The following is a 21,742-nucleotide window of genomic DNA, read 5'->3' on the forward strand; positions in this document are numbered from 1 at the left end:
AAGACCTCTTTCTACTCGCCAGCAGGTTTCCAAGCACCTACTTCATTGACTGGCATTTCGATCACCATCTTGACCCCTTTGGGTTCATTGGCTGTCGCACGAATGAATCCATTATGATCTTCGATGATCCTTTTCACAATGGCTAAGCCTAGCCCAGTTCCGCCTTCTTTTGTAGAGTAGTATGGCTCAAAAATGCGACTTCGATCTGCCGCAGGAATACCTTCACCATTGTCTGACACCGTCAAACGCACGGTTTTGATGTCCTTGTCGTATCGAGTCACGATTTCCACTGTGGCCTGTGGCTCTTTTGCAACAGCGGAAACCGAGTTATCGACCAAATTGACGATCACTCGTTTGATCTGATCGGGGTCAAATTTAAAGTCTGGGAGGTCAGTGTCTTTCGAGAAAACAAATTTCACGTTCCCATGAGCTTGTCGATAAAGCCCTAAAGATTCTTCAACCACGCTATTCAGGTTAGCCACCACCGGACGTGCTTGCGGCAGACGCGCAAAATTACTAAACTCATTCACCAGGTTCTTCAATCCATCCACCTGTTTTACAATCATCGTCGTACATTCACTGAATGCCGGATCCGTGATTGAAGCGCCGAACTTTCTTTGCAGGCGCTCCGCGGAAAGTTTGATAGGGGTCAGTGGATTTTTAATTTCATGCGCGATACGACGGGCCACTTCCGTCCAAGCAGCCGCGCGTTGGGCATTGGCAATCGGAGTCAAATCGTCAAACACCAAGATCTTGCCCATCTCGTGGCCTTTTTCATCCTTCAAAATCGAAAGAGTCATCAAAAGAGGCAAGGCCTCCCCTTGCACGTTCAGGCGAAGCTCCTTTTGAATACTTTCGACTTTGTGATCAGCCATGGTCTTCTGCAATTCAGCGAAAGTGCGGAAGTATTCCAACGTTAAAAGATCACGCACAGACTTCCCAATGTATTTTTCAGGATCAATCTTCAAAAGATGAGCCGCATGACGATTGATTGTTGTAACAACACCGTGTTCATCAACGGAGATAACACCCGCGCTGACGTTCTTTAAAACTGTATCTGTGTAGCGCGCGTGCTGATCTAGCTCCTCCAGCGTCTTTTCCAGGGTTACGGTCATCTGATTAAAGCTTGAAATCAAGTCATTGATTTCTTCAGAGCCAGCCTGAATTTGCAAAGGTGTGTAATCGCCCCCGGCAACTCGGCGAGTGGCACGACCTAGTTGCACGATCGGAATAGAAAGTTGTTTTGCCAGATAGAATCCAAACCAGGTTGCGGCAAGCAGGATCACAAAGGTCATCAAAACCAAGATATAAAGGTAGATCGACTTCAAAGGATATTCCAGCGGATTGATATCTCGGAATTCGTCATAAGCCGTCGAGATGTCATTCATCTTGGAAATCAACGACAATGGCAAGAAACTAGAGACGACGATCGCTCCTTTTTCTGAACCTTCTTGCACAGGCACAATCACGCGCACCAAGTTCCCGTCGCCGAACTGGTGAATGATACTGGCTTCGGCCTGAAGCTTAATACCTTTTTGCAAGAACTCCAAAGACACCGCCGGCACGTTTGGGACAGTATCATCTTCGGCCGCAGAAACTACACGCTTACCGAACAATGAAGGATAGTATTCCACGGCATCCAAACTGAATTCTTCACGCAAGTTTTCAATGCGCCTTTTGATCTCGTTCGGATTTTTAACCGTGCGAATAGAGTCTGCGATCTTGTGAGCGAAGTGGTAATTGTCTTTCTTCGCATTAAAGTAATAAGCGTTCGTGACTTCGATGGAGCTTTTTAAAACGCCCGCCATCTTTGCACTGAACCACTTATCAAAACTCGAATTGATATAAAAGACCGAGATGATGAACATCAAGACGGTCGGAACAAAACTAAACGCCACGAAGGCGGCGATCAATTTGGCTTTTAGGCTGCTACCGAAAACCTTCCCCTGTCTTTCGACGAAAACCTTCACAACGTTGCGGAAGATCATGAACAGAAGAAGTAACAACAAGATGATGTTGAAGTTTACAAGACCGAAGAAAAAGATACTGTGAACAAACGGAAGCTGTTGGCTGGTGGCGAAAAGACGAATTTCAAACCACGTCAGAAGACCAAATAAAAACGACACCAAAAGAACTAAAAAGATCTCGCGGCGTCGTTTCTTAAATTCCTGAGGACCAGGAGGCAAAAAATCGTCGTTTACAGGGGTGTTTTCCATCACCCCTATGCTAGATTACTTTTTTGCTTTTTTCTTCTTTTTTTGTGTTTTTGATGCGGCTTTCGAGGACTTCGCCGCCTTAGGTTTGGCCATCATCGCTGCTGTTTTCAAAGTCGCAGGAATCTCTTGAGTCAAACCGATCATTTCCATAACAACTTGAGCCGCTTCTTCACCTTTATTTCCGTGAGCGCCGCCAGCGCGAGCCAAAGCCTGCTCTTCATTTTCCGTCGTCAACACGCCAAAACCGATTGGTTTTTTGTAATCAAGCATCAAACGAGTGATACCATCAGTCACAGAGTTGCAAACATAATCGTAGTGAGAAGTTTCACCACGGATCACCGCCCCCAAAGCAATAACGCCGTCACAGCCTGCATCAAGGAAAGCTTGGCAAGCTAAGGGAAGCTCTACCGCCCCTGGAACCAAAGCCGCGAAAATCTCAACACCTTCGCAAGACTCTAAGTAAGAGATCGCTCCCTCTTCCAGTTTTTCAGTGATTTCATTATTAAAACGAGCTGTTACTACTCCAACTTTAAGTCCCATTACTTGTGCCCCTTTACATTTTCAATAGCTACGATTTCTACAATTTCAATTCCGAAAGCTTTCAGGCCGACTTTCTTTTCTGGCTTGTTCGTCAAAAGTCGAATCTTGTGTGCACCGATTTCGCGCAAAATTTGCGCACCGATGCCATAATCACGTTCATCCATCAGCGGCGTTGAAGGACGAACATCCTCCATACCAACAAGAACATTCAATTCTTGCACAAGACCTTGCGTGCGGTTGTTTCCACGAAGCAAGACAAAAGCGCCCGAGCTTTGCTCATTGATGAGCTTTATACTTTCAAGAACTGTGGAGGCGCCTCTTTGTAAGACCGCCATGAAGTCACGAGTGAAATTATCGACATGAACACGCACCAAAGTTTCAGTCTCAGGTGTGATTTCACCTTTTTGGATCACCAAGTGCTCAAGTCCATCCACGGTACTTCTGAAGACACGAGCTTTTAAACCCTCACCGAAAGAGGCTGGCAAATCAACGCTTGCAAGTTCTTCGACCAAAGTTTCATTGGCCAAACGATACGCAATCAAATCAACGATGGTTCCAATTTTCAGATTATGCTTTTTCGCGAACTCTTTAAGATCACCGACGCGAGCCATGCTGCCATCTGGATTCATGACTTCACAAATCACCGCTGCTGGATTCAATCCCGCTAAACGAGCTAAGTCCACGCTGGCCTCTGTGTGACCGGCGCGCTTTAGAACACCGCCTTGCTGAGCACGAATAGGGAAAATATGTCCCGGCATATGAATGTCGGAAGGTTTTGCGTGAGGGTTCGCCGCCACACGAAGAGTGTGAGCGCGGTCCGCCGCTGAAATACCGGTCGAGATTCCTTCAGAGGCCTCGATACTCACCGTGAACGCAGTTTTGTTCGGCGCAAAGTTCATGTCGTCGCGTACCATCAAAGGAAGTTGCAAACGTTCGATCTGCTGAGCCGTCACCGTTAAACACACAAGACCGCGGGCTTCAGTAATCATGAAATTCACGGCCTGAGTCGTGACGTGATCCGTTGCTAGAATCAGATCTCCTTCGTTTTCGCGATCTTCATCATCGACAAGGATGACCATTTTTCCATTACGAATGTCTTCGATGATTTCAGGGATTGTATTAAATGACATTAGTCTTTCCTTACTTCAAGAGAGCGCTGAATCGCACGAGCCATGTAGTCGGGCTCGACGTTCACTGAAGAACCTTTTTTTATTTCGCCTAAATTCGTGCGTTTGATAGTTTCAGGAATCAAACACACCGACACGATATTGTCTTTCAATTCGTTCACCGTCAGACTGACCCCATTCAAAGTGATGCTGCCCTTCTTCCAAACAAACGGAAGAATGCTGTCTTTCACCTTCACATCAATGAACAGGGATTCGCCTTCAAGATCAGAACGAAGAACCTCACCCAAACTATCTACGTGCCCAGTAACAAGGTGGCCGTGAATACGATCACCAAAACGCAGGGATCTTTCTAAGTTCACTTTTTTGCCAATCCAGCTTTCCGGATTCCAGTTAAGAACTTTGATAGTCTCTGCCGCCAAAGCAAAGGTCATTTGCTCGTCATTGAAAGCTTCAACGGTCAAGCAAACCCCGTCACAGGCGATGCTGTCGCCAAGCTTTATGTCATTGAATTCACTCGGTTTTTTAACTTGAATTCGGTAGGCATTATCGAGTTCTTGAGAACTCAGAATAGGCATCACCGATTCTACGATTCCTGAAAACATAAGGGCCTCGGTTTGATGCCCAGGAAACTACACTTTTGCCCTCGGGAAGGCAAGGAATCCATCCCAGATCTCAGACCTTGTCCGAGGGTTCGGACAAAGTCGAAGCGATTTTCCCGTCAGCTCAAATATAACGCCACTACAGCCGTCCAAGATCCGGAACGCCAAATGCTTTAGAGGGATTTCGCAAAACAAACTCATAAAAGGAGAAACCATGAACCCTTTAAAAAACGCCCTCTTATCATCGGCTCTGTTAGCAGCCCTCTCTGCTTGCGCCCCTCAGGGAGACTCTACTCCCGAGGCCAAACCTAAAGCGGTCAGCATGACCTCTGACATCTACGTGAACAACGAAAAGGTCGGAGAAATTTCCCGACAAGTAAAATCAGAAGCCGAAATAGAAAAATTGAAAGAGAAAAAACGCTCCTCTTCTCTGACTCCGATTCCCGTGTCACCGGAACACTCCGCCACTGTTTACAAACTTTCCGGACAGTCTGTGAAAGACCAGTATCTGGTGTCACCGCGGGTTTTCGTATATAGCGGATCTCGGCTGAATAGTTTTATAAGAAACAGTGATGGTTCGGTTGTTATTCCTTTTAATATCGCTTTGATTGATGGCTTAACAAACCGGGTTCACACCGCCGACGTTTCAGGTCCAACACAAGAGATTCCAGAATCTTTACGCGTAAAAAATTATCGCCAACTTCTTGAAGAAGTCGCCCGCTTTACTGCACAAAAATCAGATGAATTCGCCATCGGCGCACTTCCGGGTTGCCCCTCAAGAATCACCGTGGCGGCAGGCGGACTCAATTATGACGTCACTCCACCCAACTTAACGGAATCGGACTTTTGTGAAATCAATAAACCTTTCACCGTCAGTCTGAAAGTTCCAGAAAATGTAGCGCAGTATATTCTTGGTGATGCTCTTCGCGCCAGCATGGTGGACGTCATAGTCAATTACGCCATCATGGTGCCAGTACCGGTAAGTGAGCTTTCCGTTCGCTTTGATAAGCAAAAGGTCTATGAAGCCATCTTCGTCAATTTGCAGGCGTCCTACCCTCCGTATGGAGAAGCGGAAGTCGAATACGCCGTGGAAAAAGCGATGAAATCAATGAAAATGCACATTCACATCCAAGGTGACTACAACGATCAGATGAAGCGCATTGTGAGCGATGCCATCACCGCTTTTTTTGAAAAAATGCCGCCGAACCCGGACCGCGCTTCCGCAGGGAAATGCTCGAAAATGGTGTGCTTGACCGTAAAACAACAAAAGTTTGAGCATGAAGAAAAATTTGAAGTCCAATGGTCGCAGATAGAGAACATGCGAATGGACAAGGTTCTTCGCTTAGGTTCAAAACTTCGCCCCGTCAACGATGAACAAACCACGATTGGACAAGACAGTGCCATCGGTGCCAGCAATGCTTCAGAGTTCTCGAATAAAAACCTTAACATTAAAACAAATCCCTTCAACGTTTACACCGTAGGGATCACACCTCAAAAAGGCTCTACAGTTCACTTCAAGCCTTCTCTTTACACGTGGGAAAGAAGAAAGCGTGAAACAGAAACCTTAATCAATCATCGCACCTGGAATGATTGTACGGGACGCGTTGGTATCGAAAATCGTTGCAGCTACACCACTCGCCACGAATATCTTTATACTTGGGAATATACGGGAAAGGACATTTGGGTAAGCACGATAAATCCACTGAGTTCCGTGCCGCAATTTTTAAATGGCATCAAGTTGTACTTCCGCTTTGCTAACGGCGAGCAAATCCGTTGCGCGATTGAAGATTTGTACGGAATTAACGAAGAAGGCCGACGTACAATTCGTATTGAGAACACTCCTTCGTGCCCGCTTTTTGATAATGACAGAAAGGTGATCACAAGCTTCGGCATGATCAATGAAATAAAACTTGATGATATTAGCTATATGTCTGGTCAAAGAATGGACTCTAATTATACGCTTCGTTGGAACAAATACGTTCCCGTTATCTACAGCCCGACGGTCCTTATCGCAGGGCAATTAACTCTGCTTGGAGGGTCTTTCGTGTCAGATAGAAGTTTGCAATAAACACGGAACAATAAAAAGGGAGAGTCGTTGACTCTCCCTTTTTATTTTAAAAATCTTAGTTTAGCGCCCTGGCTTCGTCGATGCTCCTGATCCTGGGTTTGGATTCACCGGAGTCACCGGCGTAACGCCGGGATCTGCTGGTTTGTAATCGGCAGCATGGAATTTGAAAAGCTTTACTTTCGCACCAATCACCGCATTTTCATCGTTTTGTTCGATCACGCGGCCACGAGAAATTTCGTCACCCACCCAGTCGATTTCGATTTTTGCCACTGCTGAACTTGCTTGCGCACCACCACCAAGATAACGAGAGTTGCAGGGCTCTCCATCCCAGTAATAGTCTTCGTTATACACAAGCAACTGATCGCCCGCTTCTAGTTTCACGTCCGCCCCACCCACAATAATAAGATGGGTGTCGTGATTCGCCATCACGCGCGTATACCACTCTTCGGATTTAAGTTGGTTATTCAGTGAAGTGACGCCGAGGTTTAATGCATTCTTAGTTACATTCGCAAGTGGCGTTTGATAGTACGCACTCGGTCCCAACGTGAATGCGCCAAAATTAAGGCCAAAGCTCACTTTGGTTTTTGTCTGTTTGGAAGTTACGTTCGCTGCAGCCATCACTTTAGAAGTTAAAGGACGAGTCGCCACCATGGACAAGTCAAGTTGAGCCCATTCTAAGTTGATACCTGCTGATGCCAATCCATTGGTTGGATATGCTCCGCTTGGATTAAACCCCAGAGTGATACCGCCACCACCAATCAATTCAAACGAATTCACTGAGCCCGAAATCTTCGCTTGAGGAATGTTAACCATACACCAAGCCGTCTTCGCATATTGCACACTGTAATTGTCTTTGCCTGCCGCTTCGGCGAACGCCTTCATCATCTGACCGTCTGTTTTAGTCAAGTTGAAGAAACCGACGTCACCCGTTCTGGCCTGAGATGGCGGGACCGCAATCGGCGGGTTGTATTTCAAGGTGAATTCTTTGCTGTCTAAAAGCACGCTGTAAATCTGTTGATTTGCCACGAATTGGAAATCGAAGGCCGTCCCCCCCGGGAACATCACTGAACTAGAACGGATGGAGCCCAGTTCAACTATCTTCTTTAAAGCGCGAGGTGGTGTGGCAACGGGTTGTTGTTCACACTTTTGATTCCCCATCGTCATGGCAGCGCCGGCTACCAGGATCGTTGCTTTAAAAATCTTCTTCGATATATTTTGTGCTTTCATGAGTCCATCCCTTTCCACTCATTGCGCCCCTATGCGATACAGGCACAGTATACGGAGAAAAAGAGCTAGACCTTAAACTTGCGCTAAGTGTTCGAAGCGACTTGCAAAAACAAAACCGATATCAGCCTGAGACACGCTAAGTAATTGATTTCAAAGACAACCTAAAAAATTCGCATTTACCAAAAAAATTATGTGTGTCGAAACTTTGGACTCTTTCATCAAACTTTATACGGGATGTTCGTAGAGTGAACACTCGAGTTGTCGAAGTCTTGTTCAGAAAATTTTGAAATGAAAAGTCTTCGGAAAAATCTTCCAAACACAATCTTAACTTTCAGATTCAAGGCGTCTGTGTTTTAAAGCGGGCACGAAGAAGGAGATCCTATGAAAACTTTGGTTCTTATTTTCACTCTATTAATGGGCTTTTCGGCACAAGCAAACACAGCCTGCCTTTCAGAAGACCAAGCTCGTGAACAACTGCTTTTAAAAGAATCGACAGTGCTAAAAGCACTTCATCAGAAAGCCGGAGTCCGTATTTGCAGAGGCACTCCGAACCAAGGATGCATCACTAAAACTCACTTCGTAAAAGCTATTTTAGCCTCAACATGGAATGAGTATCATCAGGCCTTTGTCTCTAACACTCTGTACGGTTGGGATTGTGCAGCGGGAGCCTCTTGCTGGTTGCAAGCCGGCATATCTTGCCAGGGTGAGGTAAGACTTGTTGAAACGGGCGACTAGAAACTACCGCCGCCCGACAAAGTGATGAAGTACTGGACTTCATCCTTCCCTAAAACAAAATCATTTTTATCCGTGCGGTCTTCTAGATAATGGAAGGCCTGCACACCACCACCGATGCGAAGTCCACCGAGTCCAAAGGTGATTCCGGCTTTTCCAAACACCGCGTTGGATTTTTCCGTCGCCACGCGCAGGCCGGGACCAGCAAAAAACTCAACGCCGAAAGCGCGATTCTGAGTGTACAAGTCATAGTTGAATAAAGCGGCGGAATCCAAACCGTACACCGTTTTTATTTCAGTGCCGAATTGAGTGAATAAAGAGTTCCGCCAGTTCAACCAATTCGTCGCATAGTAATTAAGTCCCAGATGAATTTCTGAGTAGGACTCTCCGTCACGCGTACCTGAAGAACCACTCAAATCATAACTAAAGCGATTTTGCGCCAAAGATGAGAGGGAAACAAAAAAAGAAACGACAAAGAGCAAGATAGAGTTTTTCATTAGAATATTGTGCGGACGGGCTCTAAGGAAGGTCAAACTCTTTTTTGTTCACGCGTGCGCACCAGGTAAACCACGATCGTAATGTTCACCAAAGTGATAAGCACCTTAATCCACGAAAAATGAAATAGAAGTTCGTAAAATTCGTAGGGGAGGTAAATGCCTCCAGACAAGATTCCTAACCATTGAGCCCAAGATTTTTCGCGCCATAATCCATAGGCCTCAAGCCAACGCATAAAACAATAGGCAATAATTCCGATGGCCAAAAGCTGCATGTTTTGGTCAGTAAGACCTGAAATATACTGAGCTAGCGGCTTAGGAATCTGATGATGCGCATTGAGACCCGCGTGTGCTAAGAAGTGTTCGCCGACATGTTGCGCGCGGTAATGCAGGAATTCTAAAAAACCCAGGCCTGCTGTCAGCACCGTCAATCCCTTTAGGAATTCAAACAGAGCAATGACTTGCAGGCCCGACATAGATTTACCTCTTAAAAGCTCAGTTGTTGTCCGTTCCCTTTGACATGAACGGTGTCACCGGCTTTTACTTTGCCAGAAATAATCTCTTTGGAAAGCGGATTCAAAAGTTCTGACTGAATCGCACGTTTTAAAGGTCTGGCTCCGTACACCGGGTCGTAACCTTTTTTTGCCAAGAAATCGACCGCGCTTTGATCAAAATCAATATTGATCTTTTTCGCTTTCAATCTTTGCGCAACAAGGTCTAACTGCACTTTCACAATACCAGAGATTTGTGATTCACCTAAAGAATGGAACATCACGATCTCATCAATACGATTTAAAAACTCTGGACGGAAACGTTCGCGCAAAGCTTCATTCACCGCTTCTCGCTTGGCATTTTCGTTCATGGCTGGATCCAAAATCGACTGCGAGCCAACGTTGGAGGTCATGATCAAAACCGTATTCTTAAAGTCGACAGTGCGACCTTGTCCATCTGTCAAACGCCCGTCATCTAACACTTGCAAAAGAATGTTAAAGACATCCGGATGAGCTTTTTCAACCTCATCCAAAAGGACGACGCTGTAAGGACGACGTCGAACGGCTTCTGTCAATTGACCACCCTCTTCGTAACCCACGTATCCCGGAGGTGCCCCGATCAAGCGAGCCACAGAGTGTTTTTCCATGTACTCACTCATGTCAATGCGAACGACGGCTTGTTCATCATCGAATAAGAATTCCGCCAAAGCCTTGACCGTTTCAGTTTTACCCACACCTGTTGGCCCCAAGAACATAAAGGTTCCAATAGGACGATTCGGATCTGAAATTTCAGCGCGTGCGCGACGAATGGCATCCGAAACTATCGTCAATGCATGATCTTGGCCGACTACGCGTTTCTTCAAAGCGTCTTCCATGTTCAGAAGTTTTTGGGACTCACTTTCAAGCATTTTGCTGACCGGAATACCTGTCCACTTCGCCACAACCTCGGCCACGTCTTCCGGGCCGACTTCTTCTTTCAACATGCGACTTTCCGTCGTGCTCTTTTGTTCTTTGCTACGTTCTTCCAAGCCTTTGAGTTTCTTTTCAGCTTCGGGAAGCTTTCCGTATTTCAGTTCAGCCGCTTTCCCCAGATCGCCCTCGCGCTCAGCGCGTGACACTGCAAGCTTCAAATCCTCGATGTCGGCTTTGAGTTTTTTAATCTGATCAATGCCACCTTTTTCAAACTCCCACTGCTCACGCAAAAGTTGGTTTTGCGCGTTCAAGCGAGTGAGTTCTTTTTCGATGACTCCCAAGCGTTCTTTCGAGCTTTCGTCTTTTTCTTTCTTCAACGCCTCTTTTTCAATACGAAGCTGCATCAGTTCGCGTTCGATCTTATCGATCTCTTCAGGAACCGAGCGAGTTTCAATACCGAGTTTACTTGCCGCCTCGTCGATAAGATCGATGGCCTTATCCGGTAAAAAGCGATTCGTAATATAACGATGAGAAAGTTTCACGGCCGAAACCAACGCTGAATCGGTGATGCGAATACCATGATGAACTTCGTATTTTTCTTTTAAGCCGCGCAAAATGGTAATGGCGTCTTCAACACTCGGTTCTTCCACCATCACTGTTTGGAAACGTCTTTCAAGCGCGGCGTCTTTCTCGATATATTTACGATACTCATCTAACGTCGTCGCCCCGATACAGCGCAATTCCCCGCGAGCCAAGGCAGGTTTTAAAAGCTGGCCGGCGTCCATTGCGCCTTCCGTCTTCCCTGCACCTACTAACGTGTGAAGCTCATCAATGAACAAAATGATCTGCCCATCACTGGAGGTCACTTCTTTAATGACCGCCTTTAAACGATCTTCGAATTCACCGCGGTATTTGGCGCCGGCGATCAAAGCTCCCATATCTAAAGACATGAGTTTCTTACCAACTAAATTGTCGGGCACGTCGTGTTTGATAATTCTTAGAGCCAATCCTTCAGCAATCGCCGTCTTACCCACCCCGGGTTCACCAATAAGAACCGGGTTGTTTTTGGTACGACGAGAAAGAACTTGCACCACGCGACGAATTTCTTCATCGCGGCCTACGACAGGATCCAATTTTCCTTCGGCCGCTAGAGCCGTCAGATCACGTCCATACTTCTTTAAAACTTCGTATTTGTTTTCAGGATCGTCATCCGTGACTTTTTGATTGCCGCGCATTTCCTGCAAGGCTTGCTTAATATTATCCGGAGTAACCTTATTCTTTTTAAACAGGCCGTTTAATTCAGGGTCCCCGCTTTTTAACATCGCAAGGAAGAAGTGCTCGGTAGAGATGTAAGAATCTCCCCAGGCTTGGGCTTCATCTTCAGCTAATTTAAAGACTTTTTCTAATCGGGCACTGGCAAAAAGCTTTTGGCTACCGCCGGTGACTTGCGGAAAACGCTCAATTTTGTTTCTAAGTTCCGTCAGGAATTGGGCCTGTTGCACGCCCACTTTATCCAGCAATCGAGGAACAATGCCTTCGGACTGCTGCACCAGCTCCATAAGAAGATGTTCTGGTTCGACAGAGGGGCTGCCTTTACGCTCAGCCAACTTTGCGGCCGCTTGCATGGCCTCCTGGCTTTTTCGCGTCATTTTTTCAATATCGTTGCTCATACAACCTCCATCTGGAATAAAGGATGAGTCTTATTTTAGCTTTGTCAATGGAGGGTTTTAAGAATGGCTGTGGGAATCGTAAATCCCAAGGGAAAAAACAAATCGCAGCCGCGAATCCACCCTTCTATTAAAAAAGACACTGTGAACCCTCAAGATTACATGCGCTATGAAACACGCTTTTCGTGTGAGGACTGTTCCCACTTTGATGGCGAAAAAGTCGTTTGCACCATTGGCTACAACCCGCAAAATCACCTTCGTGCGGTCCAAACTCACCAGTACGAGACTGCGGGCAATATGGCCTTTTGTCGCTTCTTAGAAATTGACTGAGCCTTCGCCCAGAAAAATCCCGGTTTTCCATCTGAAAGTATTGTATCTAAGTGGTTCAGGACAATCTTACGTCCTGATTCCCCGATCTGTCGTTAGACTAGTATTGTAGAAAAAAGACAAAACCCGTCTGACGTCCTGTCAAGACATCGTCTCAAATCCCGATCAAATGTGTATCAATGATTCACTCAGAAGGAGTCAGAGAGAGAAGGTCACTCTCTCTGTGTAACCGAAAGGAGGGCCTTCAAGGATGAAATAGAAAAGAACAACAGATTGTTCAAGCGCTGGAAGCAGGAACAATAAAGGGAAAGATCCCTGATTAGAAATTCCAGCGAAAAGGTTCGAAAGAATAAAAAGGCCATTACTTTTAGCACAGACTCGGATGTCAGTGCTCGGCGAAGCAGAGTAGGTTCTGCCAAGCCAAAAAAACAAATCAAGGAGGGTATTGAAAATGAAAAATAAATATTAACGGAGGAATTTAAAATGGGAATGAGAGTAACAACTAACATCAGCGCGATCAATGCTCAACGTAACCTAGTTGGTTCACAAAGAGCGATCAACGACTCAATGGCGAAACTTGCTTCTGGTAGCCGTATCAATAAAGCGGCAGACGATGCAGCAGGTCTTGCGATCTCTGAAGGCTTGAAAGCTCAGATTCGTTCTGCAGCACAAGCTCAAAGAAATGCGAACGATGGTATCTCAATGGTTCAAACTGCTGAGGGTGGCTTGAACGAAATCGGTAACATCGTGGTTCGTCTTCGTGAGTTGGGAATCCAAGCGGCTTCTGACACTGTTGGTGAAACAGAGCGTGGCATGTTGAATAAAGAGGTTCAGCAATTGAAATCTGAAATTCAACGTATCTCTTCTGTAACTACTTGGGGTACTACTAAACTTCTAGATGGTTCATCTCCGAAGTTTGATTTCCAAGTTGGTTTGTTCAACAACGCTGAAGAAGATCGTATCTCTTTCAACGCTGGTGAGAACGTTGCAACTTTGGACGCTCTTGGATTGAGTGGTGTAGACTTCTCTTCTAAAGAAGGCGCTCAAGATGCTCTTGCAATGCTTGATAATGCTCAGACTTCAATCTCTGGAACTCGCGCTAACCTTGGTGCCCTTCAGAACAGATTGACTTCGACTGTTGACAACTTAGGTGTTGCTCAAGAGAACTTGTCTGCAGCTAACAGCCGTATTCGTGACACAGACGTTGCTCAAGCATCTTCAGAGATGACTCGTAACAACATCTTGTTGCAAGCTGGTACTTCAACATTGGCTCAAGCTAACCAATCTAACCAATTGGCTCTTAAGTTGATCGGTTAATTGCGCTAGGCGCACAGAGTGCAGGGCGACGCCCGAAACTGAAGTGGCGCTTAAAAACGTAACTTACTAAAAACCCGATGAGTTCGCTCATCGGGTTTTTCTTTTTTTGGCGAAGGACTGACACCAAAAGAATCTGCTTAGCGAACAAAGTTTAGACACCACCCTGTCCAAGATTTGACTTCTTCAAAAAACTGTAAAACTTATTTACCAATAATTTCAAATATTTAGCTCAAGTATCCAGGAATTTCCGCCGAAAATATGTAAGAAGCATGGAGGAATTCTATGAACACGGCGCAAACAGCAAGATTACTGGTGATGGCATTGATGACGACATCCCTACTTGCAGCCTGCAGTAAAGGCGGCTTTGAAACTTTGGCTACGGACGGCAATTCAGGCCAGGGATCTGTAACCCCGGGCGATGATTCTGGCCAAGGCACTCCCCCGCCTGTACCGAGTGCGTTCGATAAATTAGATATGAATGCTTATGTTGGCAGCGGTACTTATGAAAATGAGCAAGTGCTGGCATTGGACAAGGCTAATAAGGCACTTCTTCTTTATCTTCCTTTGCCTCCTGGACCTTTCAGTTCCGTGTACATTGATGTCCCTAGCGTCAAAGGTGTTTCGGTGAAGACGGTTCTGGACTCGCAACAGAAAGCTCGCGTAGCCGTCAGCATTCCGCTGCGCCTGATCGTGAAAGACAAAGTGACCCTCCCACCGGCAACGACTTTGCCTGGTGGCCGAACATTGCCAATGATGCCGAGCGGAGAATACCCTTCCCTAGCCCTGGGTCTTAATCAGAACTCCAGCAACAAGATCTACCTTTATTTAGGTGTCAATGCGGTCGGACTCTTCGTGGAAAGCTCATTCTTTCCTGAATATGTGGGCATCACTGCTCCGATTAAAAACCAAGCAGGTACCAGAACCCTGGGGTACTTTACCATCGTGCCTAAGCAAGGCGTTAACAACGGTGGTTTGTTCCTGTCTTTCTTGATGCCGAATGACTTGGCTGCAATCATTGATGATCACTTGAGTGGTATTATCAACTAAACAAGACTCTGAAAATCTCATTCTAATTTTCTTTGCCTGCCCCCTTAAATGTCGCTAGTCTAAGGGGGCTAATCATTTTTGAACGAAGTTTGACTTCTAGCATTTTCAGGGAGCGATCAATGGCAAAGAAAAAAGCGAAAACAGCTAAGAAAGCCGCAACTAAAAAAGCAGCAAAAAAACCTGCTAAAAAAGCTGCTGCTAAAAAAGCAACTAAGAAAACTGCAAAACCAGCGAAGAAAGCTGCCACTAAAAAAGCAGCAAAACCCGCTAAAAAAGCTGCGACGAAAAAAGCCGCTACTAAAAAAGCAGCTCCCAAAAAAGCTGCGAAAAAGTCTGCTGCTAAAAAACCAGCTGCGAAAAAAGCGGCTCCAAAAAAAGAAAAAGTAGCTAAAGCCGCAGCCGTTGGCGCGGGTGCTGCTGAAGTATTGAAACCTTCCACTTCTCCGGCAGTTGAAGAAATCTCTTCTGATTTCGACGACGAAGCGGAAATGGACAACATGATCGACATCGAAGAAGAAGACACTGGTTCTGACGACGAGTGGGAAACTGAATCCGATGACGAAGACATGGAATCTGAAGACGAAGAAGGTTCTATCGAAGAAGACGAAGAGTCTGAAGACGTCACTTCATCTGACGATGATGACGACGACGAAGACGATGAAGATGAAGACTTCGGCGACGACGAAGGTTACTTCTAATTCTGAAATCTAAATAACTGCGAAGCTCTTTCTAGAAGATTTTATGAAAGAGCATTTGCGGAAAATATTTAAGATTGGAAAAGCGCTCTTTGATGAAAAACAAGAGCGCTTTTTTGTATCTGCGAGGATCTTCTCCAAACGCCTCTGCCTTCATTCCTAAAGACCGAGCCATCGCTAAGGCTCGCGGTTGATGATACTCTGATGTTACAATCAAAACTCTGGGATCTGTCTGAGCCATTAAAGGCCGGCTATTTTGCATATTGTCCCAGGTGTTTTTGCTTTCTCCTTCTTCCAAAAAGTCCGTATGACCTTCCTTCGCTAGAAGGATTTTATAGACGGCCACTTCTCCCCGTCTTTCATCGCCAGAAAGTATCAGCTGCGCATGCGGCCAACGACTTTTAGCTTTTGCCGCATTACTGGCGCGATCGCGGGTCACGGTACTCGTTAAATCCCCGTTCGCACCCAATAAAAGAATATAGTCATAATCAGTCAGTGAGCCGTTGCGGGAAAATCCATAAACATACAGTTCCGCCGCTAGAAAATAAAATAAGAGAATGCCTAGAACAGTCATGGCGATATTGTAGCGCGAAGTGACCGGTCTTTGTAGTCAACGCCCCCGGTTTTGTTTATGATTTTTATATGTACAAGCATCTTTACCAGCGTTTTTTAGAAGCCCATCCCCAAGAACTTCATTTTGCCTGCCACAGTCATCACTATTGGCCGGATGTTTCTCGGGACGCTCATATTCAGTATTGGGATGATTCTGCTCGTTACGTGGATGATAAGTGGGCGCATATTTTTTCGGTGAAGGTGCCAAGGGCGCAGCAGCTGATCGCCGAGGTTTTAAATATCTCGCATTCGGAGCAAATCGTTTTTGCGCCGAATACACACGAGTTCGTATTTCGACTGTTAAGCTCTTTGGATTGGAAAAAGAAGATCCGTATTTTAACGACGGATTCCGAGTTTTACAGTTTTGACCGTCAGATCAACCGCCTTTCCGAGATGGAAAATTTTGAAGTGGTCAAAGTTCCGACTTTACCATTTGAAACTTTCCACGAAAGATTTGAAGCCGAGATGGCGCGCGGTACTTGGGATCTGATTTTCTTAAGCCATGTGTTCTTCAACTCGGGCTTGGTTTGCGAGGTCCATCGCTTAGCCACGAAAGCTCCGCAAGGAAGCATGTTCGTTATTGATGGGTACCATAGTTTTATGGCTGTACCTTTGGATTTTTCTGCGCTTCAAGATCGCGTCTTTTATATCGCGGGTTCTTATAAATATGCTCAAGGTGGCGAAGGGGCTTGCTTTCTTTATGTTCCACCGCAGACGCGACACCGCCCATTTCATACCGGCTGGTTTGCAGAACTTTCTCATCTGTCGGCGGTGGGCAATCAAGTGGGATACCCGCAAGATGCTCTTCAATATGCGGGAAGCACCATGGACTTTTCCGCACTTTACCGCCTGACGGCAGTTTTAGAAAAATTTAAATCTGAGGGTTTGAATGTCGCTAAAATCCATCAAACGATCAAAGACAATCAGCAGACCTTTTTAGCTTCTTTAGAAAAAATTCAACATCCGGTATTAAACCGCAAGAATCTATTTATCTCAGCGTCTGCCACCACCGAGCACGGACACTTTCTGACTTTTGAGTGTCCTAGCGTTGAAGCCACTCAGGCCCTTGTTCACCAACTTAAGCAAGCGAAAGTCCAAACGGACTCTCGAGGGACTCGGTTGCGTTTTGGCTTCGGTCTCTATCATGACAATGGCGATCTTTTAGAACTGGTGCGCAGAATTGAGACTCTAGCATAAATTGCAGCTGACGCTTTTCCCGCATCAGTTGCATTCTCGATTCGGGCCACAGACTTCCGAGTAAAGCATGACGTATTTGTTATCATTCTTTTAGTGCATATATAGTTGTTTCCTATTTTATTGCGGAAGGACGTGAAGGACGATAGATACTTCGTCATTAACAAAACGGAGTTACCCATGAAAACACTTTTATCTATCGCCTTGATTTTGGCCTCTACTACTTCGGCTGTTGCTGCAACTAAAGAACCCGCAAATCTTGAGCTTTGCACTTTAGAACTTTATGAACCTAGCGAAGAACTTTTTATCACTGAAGAAATCTTTGATGTAAGAAAAGCAACAAGCGTCTCTAAACTTGAGCTTAAGATGCTCAACGCTCACTTAAACTACATCAGCTTTGAAGAACCTAAAGAATTTACGTTTGAGGACGTCAAAGCTGCGTTTGCTAATGGCTTCGATGAACTTTACATCCTTAAATTGACATCTCGTAAAACCGGCAAAGTATACTTGGAAACAAAGTCTTATCCAGGTGACAACGCTTACGGATTGGTTTTCGACCTTAAAGGAAATGTGATTGCTCAAAACGGCGATGACTCTTACACACTGATCGGTAAAGATGGCAGTGAGTTTTCTTGCTACGAAGTGAATAAAGACAAGTACGACAACTAAATCTTTGCTACTAAAAAGAAAAAAGCCTCCTTCTCAGGAGGCTTTTTTTATTTGGTTAAAACACCCGTGCTTTTCACCATGTTTTCCAGAACCCCAGTGAATCTGTTTAAGTCTTCATTGTTGATCTGATTCCAGAACGTAGAAATCTTTGGCGCCCATTGCGGGAAGATTTCCTTCACCAAAGCTTGTCCCTTCTCTGTGATCTTGATCACGAAAGAACGTCCATCCTTTTCATGCAACTCACGCTTCACCAATTCAGCCTTCTCAAGTCCATTGATGAGTCCTGAAATCGTGGCCTGAGTTACGCCAACGCGATTTGATAGCTCCGAAGGCATCATTCCCTCTGGTGCGTCCCCTAATAGGAACAACAACGTGAATCGACCGCTGGACAAGTTGTGCGGCGCTAGCAAACTATCTAAATAGTTTTCCATGTCATTTGCCACCTTCATGAAAAGAAGATTCGCGTAGAGCGCTTGTGAATCCACGGCGTCGTGGATTCGCGACGCCGAGACTCTTAGTTCTTCTTTAGAAGGCAGAGTTTGAATGAATAATTTAGCCATAACATACTCCTATTCTATTATCCTTCTGACAAACCTACTTCGTTGGACTCGACAGAACCTTTCGATTCAGAGCCCACTTTCACTTCAACATGACGATCTGCTTTTTCTTTCTTCATATGTGTCGTGAATCGAGAACCCAGGTTATTAGCCCAAATTCTGAAGCGATCGACATAAGTGAACACCGCAGGTACGACGATCAAAGTCAAAATCGTTGATGAAATCATACCGCCGATAATTGCCACACCCATCGCCGTACGAGTTTTCGAAGCCTCATTCATACCGATCGCCACAGGCAGTGTACCTGCGATCAATGCAAAGGAAGTCATCAAAATCGGACGAAGACGTGTCTTACCAGCTTCGACCAAAGCTTCCGCTCTGGATTTACCTTGCGCCATCATTTGGTTCGTATAGTCGACAAGCAAGATACCGTTCTTACCGGCAACCCCGATCAACATGAAGAAACCAAAGATCGCAAAGATCGTTAATGTTTCGCTCATCAAGAACAAGCCCAGGAACGCACCACACAGAGCCAGTGGCAAGGCCACCATGATCGTGATCGGCGTGATGAAGGACTCATACAGACTTGAAAGGATCAAGTAGATGAACATGATCGCAAATCCAAGAGCCAGAACCGTTGATGTCATAAGCTCTTGCATGTTTTCCGCATCACCACCGAATGTGTAACGCACACTTGGAGGGAAAGCATTTGGACCCGTTGTCATAGATTTAACAACGTCGTTCACGGCATCACTTAAACCTACGCCCGGCGCAAGACCCGCTGTCACTTGGATATAACGACCACGGTCTTGACGTTCGATAGATGCAGGGCCCGTCGCCAAGTCGCCTGTCGCTACGTCAGAAAGCTTCACTAATTTTCCGTTCACGTTGGGAACATAAACTTGGTTGAAGGCTTGTTTAATATCACGTTGCTCTGGCAACAGACGCACACGCACTTCATATTCACGTCCCTTTTCACGGAACTTAGCCGGTGTTAAACCTTCCACTTGAGCACGCAATTCGCCACCCATTGTTTTCGTGTTAATACCGTATAATTTTGCAGCTCCTGGTTTCACATGCACTTGCATTTCGGGTTTACCAGGGCGGAAGTTAGAATCCACGTCTTTAAAGCGCGGATCCGCCTTCATTGTCGCGAGAACTTTCGTTGCTGAAGCTTCCAATTCTTTGGGATCTGCAGAGATAATATTCAAAACGAATGGTTGATCACCCATACCGCCGGACGCATCGTACTGTTTCACAACCGGATTTGCATGAGTGAAACCCGCTAATTGTTTACGAATCTTATCGCGGAATTCTTCCGTCGTTAACTCACCACGCTCTTTGCCGTCTTTCATACGCACGTAGAACTGTGATTTATTAGACTCCCCGTACAAGCTACCCACGATTTTCGCGGTGTAGTTCACTTCAGGGTTCGCGCGAAGAATATTATCCACTTCATCCGCCACTTTATTCATACCATCTAAGCTTGTGCCCGGTTCCATTTCCAATGTGACGGCGAACTCACCCGAGTCGTCATCCGTGATAAAGGCACCAGGAACTTTAGTGACAGTATAGATACTAAGTACGAACACCATGAAGGTCGCACCGATCGTCATCAATGGATGACGTAAAGTCACACGCAATAACTTTTCGTAAACGTTTTCTAACCAGCCTTGGAAGCGGTCAAACCCACGCACCAAGCGACCCAGCGTTTTACCATAAAGTGTATTATGATCTTGCGGAGAATGACCGGCACCGTGACCTGCACCACCAAAGTAAGCCGTTAACATTGGAATGATCGTCATCGCCACGAACCAGCTGATAGCCATAGAGAACACGACAGTCATACCGAACTGTTTTAAGAACTGGCCGATAGTTCCCGACATTGTACCTACCGGCACGAATACGGCGATAACAACCAGAGTGATGGCCATAACGGCCATTTGAATTTCCGTTGTTCCTTTTTCTGCCGCTGTCAGTGAGTCCTCGCCGAGCTCCATACGACGGTAAATATTTTCGATAACCACGATGGCGTCGTCGATCAGAAGACCTACGGCCAAAGTCAATGCCAGCATCGATACGATGTTAATCGAGAATCCTGCCACCTTCATAATCATGAAGGCACCGATCAAGGAAATCGGAAGCGAAAGGGCTGTGATCAATGTTGAACGCGCACTGCCCAGGAAGAAGAACACGGTGATGATCGTAAGAACGATACCGATAATGATCGTTTCATTCACGTCATAGATATTATCTTTAATTTTGATTGAACCATTCGTCACGACTTGAACTTTGGGCGCACCATCAAGCTTCGCCAATTCAGGTCCGATACGATCTAATTGTTTAATAACGTCGTCAGCCACACGCACGGTGTTTGAGCCGGATTGACGATACACTTGTAAGAACAACGCTTTTTCGCCATTCAAATAAGCGCGGGATTTTTCATCCTGCATGGTATCGACAACTTTACCTAGATCAGCGACACGTGTTGGAACCTCGTTTCCGTAAAGATTCACAAGAGTGTCTGAAATTTCGGGCACGGACTGGAACTCTCCCAGACCACGGAACACAAGCTCTTTACCACCTTGTTGTTCCACTTTACCACTGGGAATATTTTCGCCTGAAGCGCCGACTTGGCCAGCCACTTGGCTGACAGAAATTTCACGCGCACGCAGCTTATTGCGATCCAAGATCACGTGAATCTCACGCTCACGGCCCCCGAAGATTTCGATGGCACCGACGTTGTTCACTTGCTCAAGACGTGGCTTGATAAACTGGTCCGCGATATCGAAAAGTTGCGCATCATTCAGGTTGTTCGCCGTTAAAGACACCATCAAAATCGGGGTGTCTGACGGGTCAAACTTTTTGATCACAGAATCTTCAGCATCGTCTGGAAGTTTTGGTTTTGCGATATTTACTTTATCACGCACTTGTTGTTCAGCGTACTTCACGTCGACCGAGCTATTGAACTCGACGATAACTTGTGAAACACCTTCTAAACTTTTAGAAGTCAGACGTTTAATACCGGAAATGGTACTCACTTCTTCTTCGATCGGACGGCTGACCAAGGTTTCAATCTCGGAAGGTCCCGCACCAGGATAAGTTGTTTGAACGGTGACAACCGGGATACTGACGTCCGGGAATAAGTCCACGCTCATCGATTTGAAAGAGGCCCAACCCACAACGATGATGGCAATCGTCACACAGGCTGTAAAGATGGGTCTGCTGATAGATATCTTAGGTAAGCTCAT

Annotated in this window: 19 protein-coding genes; 8 read left to right on the top strand and 11 right to left on the bottom strand. The window is 45.8% G+C overall.

The window, feature by feature from the left end; all coding sequences use genetic code 11:
- Window positions 1-11: 11 nt before the first annotated feature.
- The 4 genes from AZI87_RS02775 to AZI87_RS02790 are packed head-to-tail and all read right to left on the bottom strand — an operon-like array spanning window position 12 to window position 4,485.
- The gene (locus tag AZI87_RS02775) at window positions 12-2,216 is read right to left on the bottom strand and encodes a sensor histidine kinase (RefSeq protein ID WP_063204895.1); all 2,205 of its coding nucleotides are present in this window, start codon (window positions 2,214-2,216) and stop codon (window positions 12-14) included.
- Window positions 2,217-2,231: 15 nt separating this feature from the next.
- On the bottom strand, window positions 2,232-2,756 hold the full coding sequence (gene ribH / locus AZI87_RS02780) for a 6,7-dimethyl-8-ribityllumazine synthase (protein WP_063204896.1): 525 nt from the start codon (window positions 2,754-2,756) through the stop codon (window positions 2,232-2,234).
- Window positions 2,756-3,886 carry a 3,4-dihydroxy-2-butanone-4-phosphate synthase gene (gene ribB / locus AZI87_RS02785; protein WP_063204897.1) on the bottom strand — a complete coding sequence of 377 codons (1,131 nt, stop codon included), beginning with the start codon at window positions 3,884-3,886 and terminating at the stop codon, window positions 2,756-2,758. Before ribB ends, ribH begins: the two co-directional genes overlap by 1 nt.
- Window positions 3,886-4,485, bottom strand: coding sequence for a riboflavin synthase (locus AZI87_RS02790; protein ID WP_063204898.1), 600 nt, complete (start codon window positions 4,483-4,485; stop codon window positions 3,886-3,888). Before AZI87_RS02790 ends, ribB begins: the two co-directional genes overlap by 1 nt.
- Before the next feature lie 211 nt (window positions 4,486-4,696).
- Between AZI87_RS02790 and AZI87_RS02795 the strand changes: the two genes are divergently transcribed.
- On the top strand, window positions 4,697-6,550 hold the full coding sequence (locus tag AZI87_RS02795) for a hypothetical protein (RefSeq protein ID WP_063204899.1): 1,854 nt from the start codon (window positions 4,697-4,699) through the stop codon (window positions 6,548-6,550).
- Between the two features lie 60 nt (window positions 6,551-6,610).
- Here AZI87_RS02795 and AZI87_RS02800 read toward each other — a convergent pair whose 3' ends face one another.
- Window positions 6,611-7,777: a hypothetical protein gene (locus AZI87_RS02800; RefSeq protein WP_253696367.1), complete on the bottom strand. Its 1,167-nt coding sequence runs from the start codon at window positions 7,775-7,777 to the stop codon at window positions 6,611-6,613.
- A gap of 381 nt (window positions 7,778-8,158) precedes the next feature.
- Here AZI87_RS02800 and AZI87_RS02805 point away from each other — a divergent pair, with 381 nt between their 5' ends.
- On the top strand, window positions 8,159-8,512 hold the full coding sequence (locus AZI87_RS02805) for a hypothetical protein (RefSeq protein ID WP_063204901.1): 354 nt from the start codon (window positions 8,159-8,161) through the stop codon (window positions 8,510-8,512).
- On the opposite strand, the gene AZI87_RS02810 is transcribed toward AZI87_RS02805, so the two are convergent.
- Genes AZI87_RS02810 through clpB form a run of 3 tightly spaced genes read right to left on the bottom strand, consistent with a single transcriptional unit; the run spans window position 8,509 to window position 12,076 of the window.
- Window positions 8,509-9,006: a hypothetical protein gene (locus AZI87_RS02810; RefSeq protein ID WP_063204902.1), complete on the bottom strand. Its 498-nt coding sequence runs from the start codon at window positions 9,004-9,006 to the stop codon at window positions 8,509-8,511. The two genes, AZI87_RS02805 and AZI87_RS02810, sit on opposite strands and share 4 nt — an antisense overlap.
- 32 nt (window positions 9,007-9,038) lie before the next feature.
- Complete coding sequence (locus AZI87_RS02815; RefSeq protein ID WP_063204903.1) at window positions 9,039-9,479, bottom strand: DUF2127 domain-containing protein; 441 nt, start codon at window positions 9,477-9,479, stop codon at window positions 9,039-9,041.
- Between the two features lie 11 nt (window positions 9,480-9,490).
- The gene (gene clpB / locus AZI87_RS02820; RefSeq protein WP_063204904.1) at window positions 9,491-12,076 is read right to left on the bottom strand and encodes an ATP-dependent chaperone ClpB; all 2,586 of its coding nucleotides are present in this window, start codon (window positions 12,074-12,076) and stop codon (window positions 9,491-9,493) included.
- Between the two features lie 63 nt (window positions 12,077-12,139).
- Here clpB and AZI87_RS02825 point away from each other — a divergent pair, with 63 nt between their 5' ends.
- The 4 genes from AZI87_RS02825 to AZI87_RS18080 all read left to right on the top strand — a co-directional run bounded on the left by AZI87_RS02825 (window position 12,140) and on the right by AZI87_RS18080 (window position 15,462).
- Window positions 12,140-12,403, top strand: coding sequence for a hypothetical protein (locus AZI87_RS02825; protein ID WP_063204905.1), 264 nt, complete (start codon window positions 12,140-12,142; stop codon window positions 12,401-12,403).
- A gap of 480 nt (window positions 12,404-12,883) precedes the next feature.
- Window positions 12,884-13,717, top strand: a complete 834-nt coding sequence (locus AZI87_RS02830) for a flagellin (RefSeq protein ID WP_063204906.1) — start codon at window positions 12,884-12,886, stop codon at window positions 13,715-13,717.
- A gap of 282 nt (window positions 13,718-13,999) precedes the next feature.
- Window positions 14,000-14,764: a hypothetical protein gene (locus AZI87_RS02835; RefSeq protein WP_063204907.1), complete on the top strand. Its 765-nt coding sequence runs from the start codon at window positions 14,000-14,002 to the stop codon at window positions 14,762-14,764.
- Between the two features lie 119 nt (window positions 14,765-14,883).
- The gene (locus tag AZI87_RS18080; protein WP_063204908.1) at window positions 14,884-15,462 is read left to right on the top strand and encodes a hypothetical protein; all 579 of its coding nucleotides are present in this window, start codon (window positions 14,884-14,886) and stop codon (window positions 15,460-15,462) included.
- 31 nt (window positions 15,463-15,493) lie between these two features.
- Here the strand turns inward: AZI87_RS18080 and AZI87_RS02845 are convergent, their stop codons facing one another.
- Complete coding sequence (locus tag AZI87_RS02845) at window positions 15,494-16,033, bottom strand: YdcF family protein (RefSeq protein WP_063204909.1); 540 nt, start codon at window positions 16,031-16,033, stop codon at window positions 15,494-15,496.
- A 68-nt stretch (window positions 16,034-16,101) separates the two neighbouring features.
- Here AZI87_RS02845 and AZI87_RS02850 point away from each other — a divergent pair, with 68 nt between their 5' ends.
- Window positions 16,102-17,268, top strand: a complete 1,167-nt coding sequence (locus AZI87_RS02850; protein WP_063204910.1) for an aminotransferase class V-fold PLP-dependent enzyme — start codon at window positions 16,102-16,104, stop codon at window positions 17,266-17,268.
- Between the two features lie 177 nt (window positions 17,269-17,445).
- Window positions 17,446-17,934: a hypothetical protein gene (locus AZI87_RS02855; protein WP_063204911.1), complete on the top strand. Its 489-nt coding sequence runs from the start codon at window positions 17,446-17,448 to the stop codon at window positions 17,932-17,934.
- Between the two features lie 47 nt (window positions 17,935-17,981).
- Here AZI87_RS02855 and AZI87_RS02860 read toward each other — a convergent pair whose 3' ends face one another.
- Together AZI87_RS02860 and AZI87_RS02865 are read right to left on the bottom strand one after the other, a co-directional pair.
- On the bottom strand, window positions 17,982-18,494 hold the full coding sequence (locus AZI87_RS02860; protein ID WP_063204912.1) for a MarR family winged helix-turn-helix transcriptional regulator: 513 nt from the start codon (window positions 18,492-18,494) through the stop codon (window positions 17,982-17,984).
- A gap of 17 nt (window positions 18,495-18,511) precedes the next feature.
- The gene (locus AZI87_RS02865; RefSeq protein WP_063204913.1) at window positions 18,512-21,742 is read right to left on the bottom strand and encodes an efflux RND transporter permease subunit; all 3,231 of its coding nucleotides are present in this window, start codon (window positions 21,740-21,742) and stop codon (window positions 18,512-18,514) included.

Source organism: Bdellovibrio bacteriovorus (genome assembly GCF_001592745.1).
GTDB lineage: Bacteria > Bdellovibrionota > Bdellovibrionia > Bdellovibrionales > Bdellovibrionaceae > Bdellovibrio > Bdellovibrio bacteriovorus_B.

Bases quoted from the DNA above. Each gene is read 5' to 3' on its own strand.
- clpB (WP_063204904.1), bottom strand. From the start codon at position 12,076: ATGAGCAACGATATTGAAAAAATGACGCGAAAAAGCCAGGAGGCCATG.
- AZI87_RS02810 (WP_063204902.1), bottom strand. From the start codon at position 9,006: ATGAAAAACTCTATCTTGCTCTTTGTCGTTTCTTTTTTTGTTTCCCTC.
- AZI87_RS02860 (WP_063204912.1), bottom strand. From the start codon at position 18,494: ATGGCTAAATTATTCATTCAAACTCTGCCTTCTAAAGAAGAACTAAGA.
- ribH (WP_063204896.1), bottom strand. From the start codon at position 2,756: ATGGGACTTAAAGTTGGAGTAGTAACAGCTCGTTTTAATAATGAAATC.
- AZI87_RS02850 (WP_063204910.1), top strand. From the start codon at position 16,102: ATGTACAAGCATCTTTACCAGCGTTTTTTAGAAGCCCATCCCCAAGAA.
- AZI87_RS02790 (WP_063204898.1), bottom strand. From the start codon at position 4,485: ATGTTTTCAGGAATCGTAGAATCGGTGATGCCTATTCTGAGTTCTCAA.
- AZI87_RS02845 (WP_063204909.1), bottom strand. From the start codon at position 16,033: ATGACTGTTCTAGGCATTCTCTTATTTTATTTTCTAGCGGCGGAACTG.
- AZI87_RS02830 (WP_063204906.1), top strand. From the start codon at position 12,884: ATGGGAATGAGAGTAACAACTAACATCAGCGCGATCAATGCTCAACGT.
- ribB (WP_063204897.1), bottom strand. From the start codon at position 3,886: ATGTCATTTAATACAATCCCTGAAATCATCGAAGACATTCGTAATGGA.
- AZI87_RS02800 (WP_253696367.1), bottom strand. From the start codon at position 7,777: ATGAAAGCACAAAATATATCGAAGAAGATTTTTAAAGCAACGATCCTG.
- AZI87_RS02795 (WP_063204899.1), top strand. From the start codon at position 4,697: ATGAACCCTTTAAAAAACGCCCTCTTATCATCGGCTCTGTTAGCAGCC.
- AZI87_RS02815 (WP_063204903.1), bottom strand. From the start codon at position 9,479: ATGTCGGGCCTGCAAGTCATTGCTCTGTTTGAATTCCTAAAGGGATTG.
- AZI87_RS02805 (WP_063204901.1), top strand. From the start codon at position 8,159: ATGAAAACTTTGGTTCTTATTTTCACTCTATTAATGGGCTTTTCGGCA.
- AZI87_RS02825 (WP_063204905.1), top strand. From the start codon at position 12,140: ATGGCTGTGGGAATCGTAAATCCCAAGGGAAAAAACAAATCGCAGCCG.
- AZI87_RS02775 (WP_063204895.1), bottom strand. From the start codon at position 2,216: ATGGAAAACACCCCTGTAAACGACGATTTTTTGCCTCCTGGTCCTCAG.
- AZI87_RS02855 (WP_063204911.1), top strand. From the start codon at position 17,446: ATGAAAACACTTTTATCTATCGCCTTGATTTTGGCCTCTACTACTTCG.
- AZI87_RS02865 (WP_063204913.1), bottom strand. From the start codon at position 21,742: ATGAGCTTACCTAAGATATCTATCAGCAGACCCATCTTTACAGCCTGT.
- AZI87_RS02835 (WP_063204907.1), top strand. From the start codon at position 14,000: ATGAACACGGCGCAAACAGCAAGATTACTGGTGATGGCATTGATGACG.
- AZI87_RS18080 (WP_063204908.1), top strand. From the start codon at position 14,884: ATGGCAAAGAAAAAAGCGAAAACAGCTAAGAAAGCCGCAACTAAAAAA.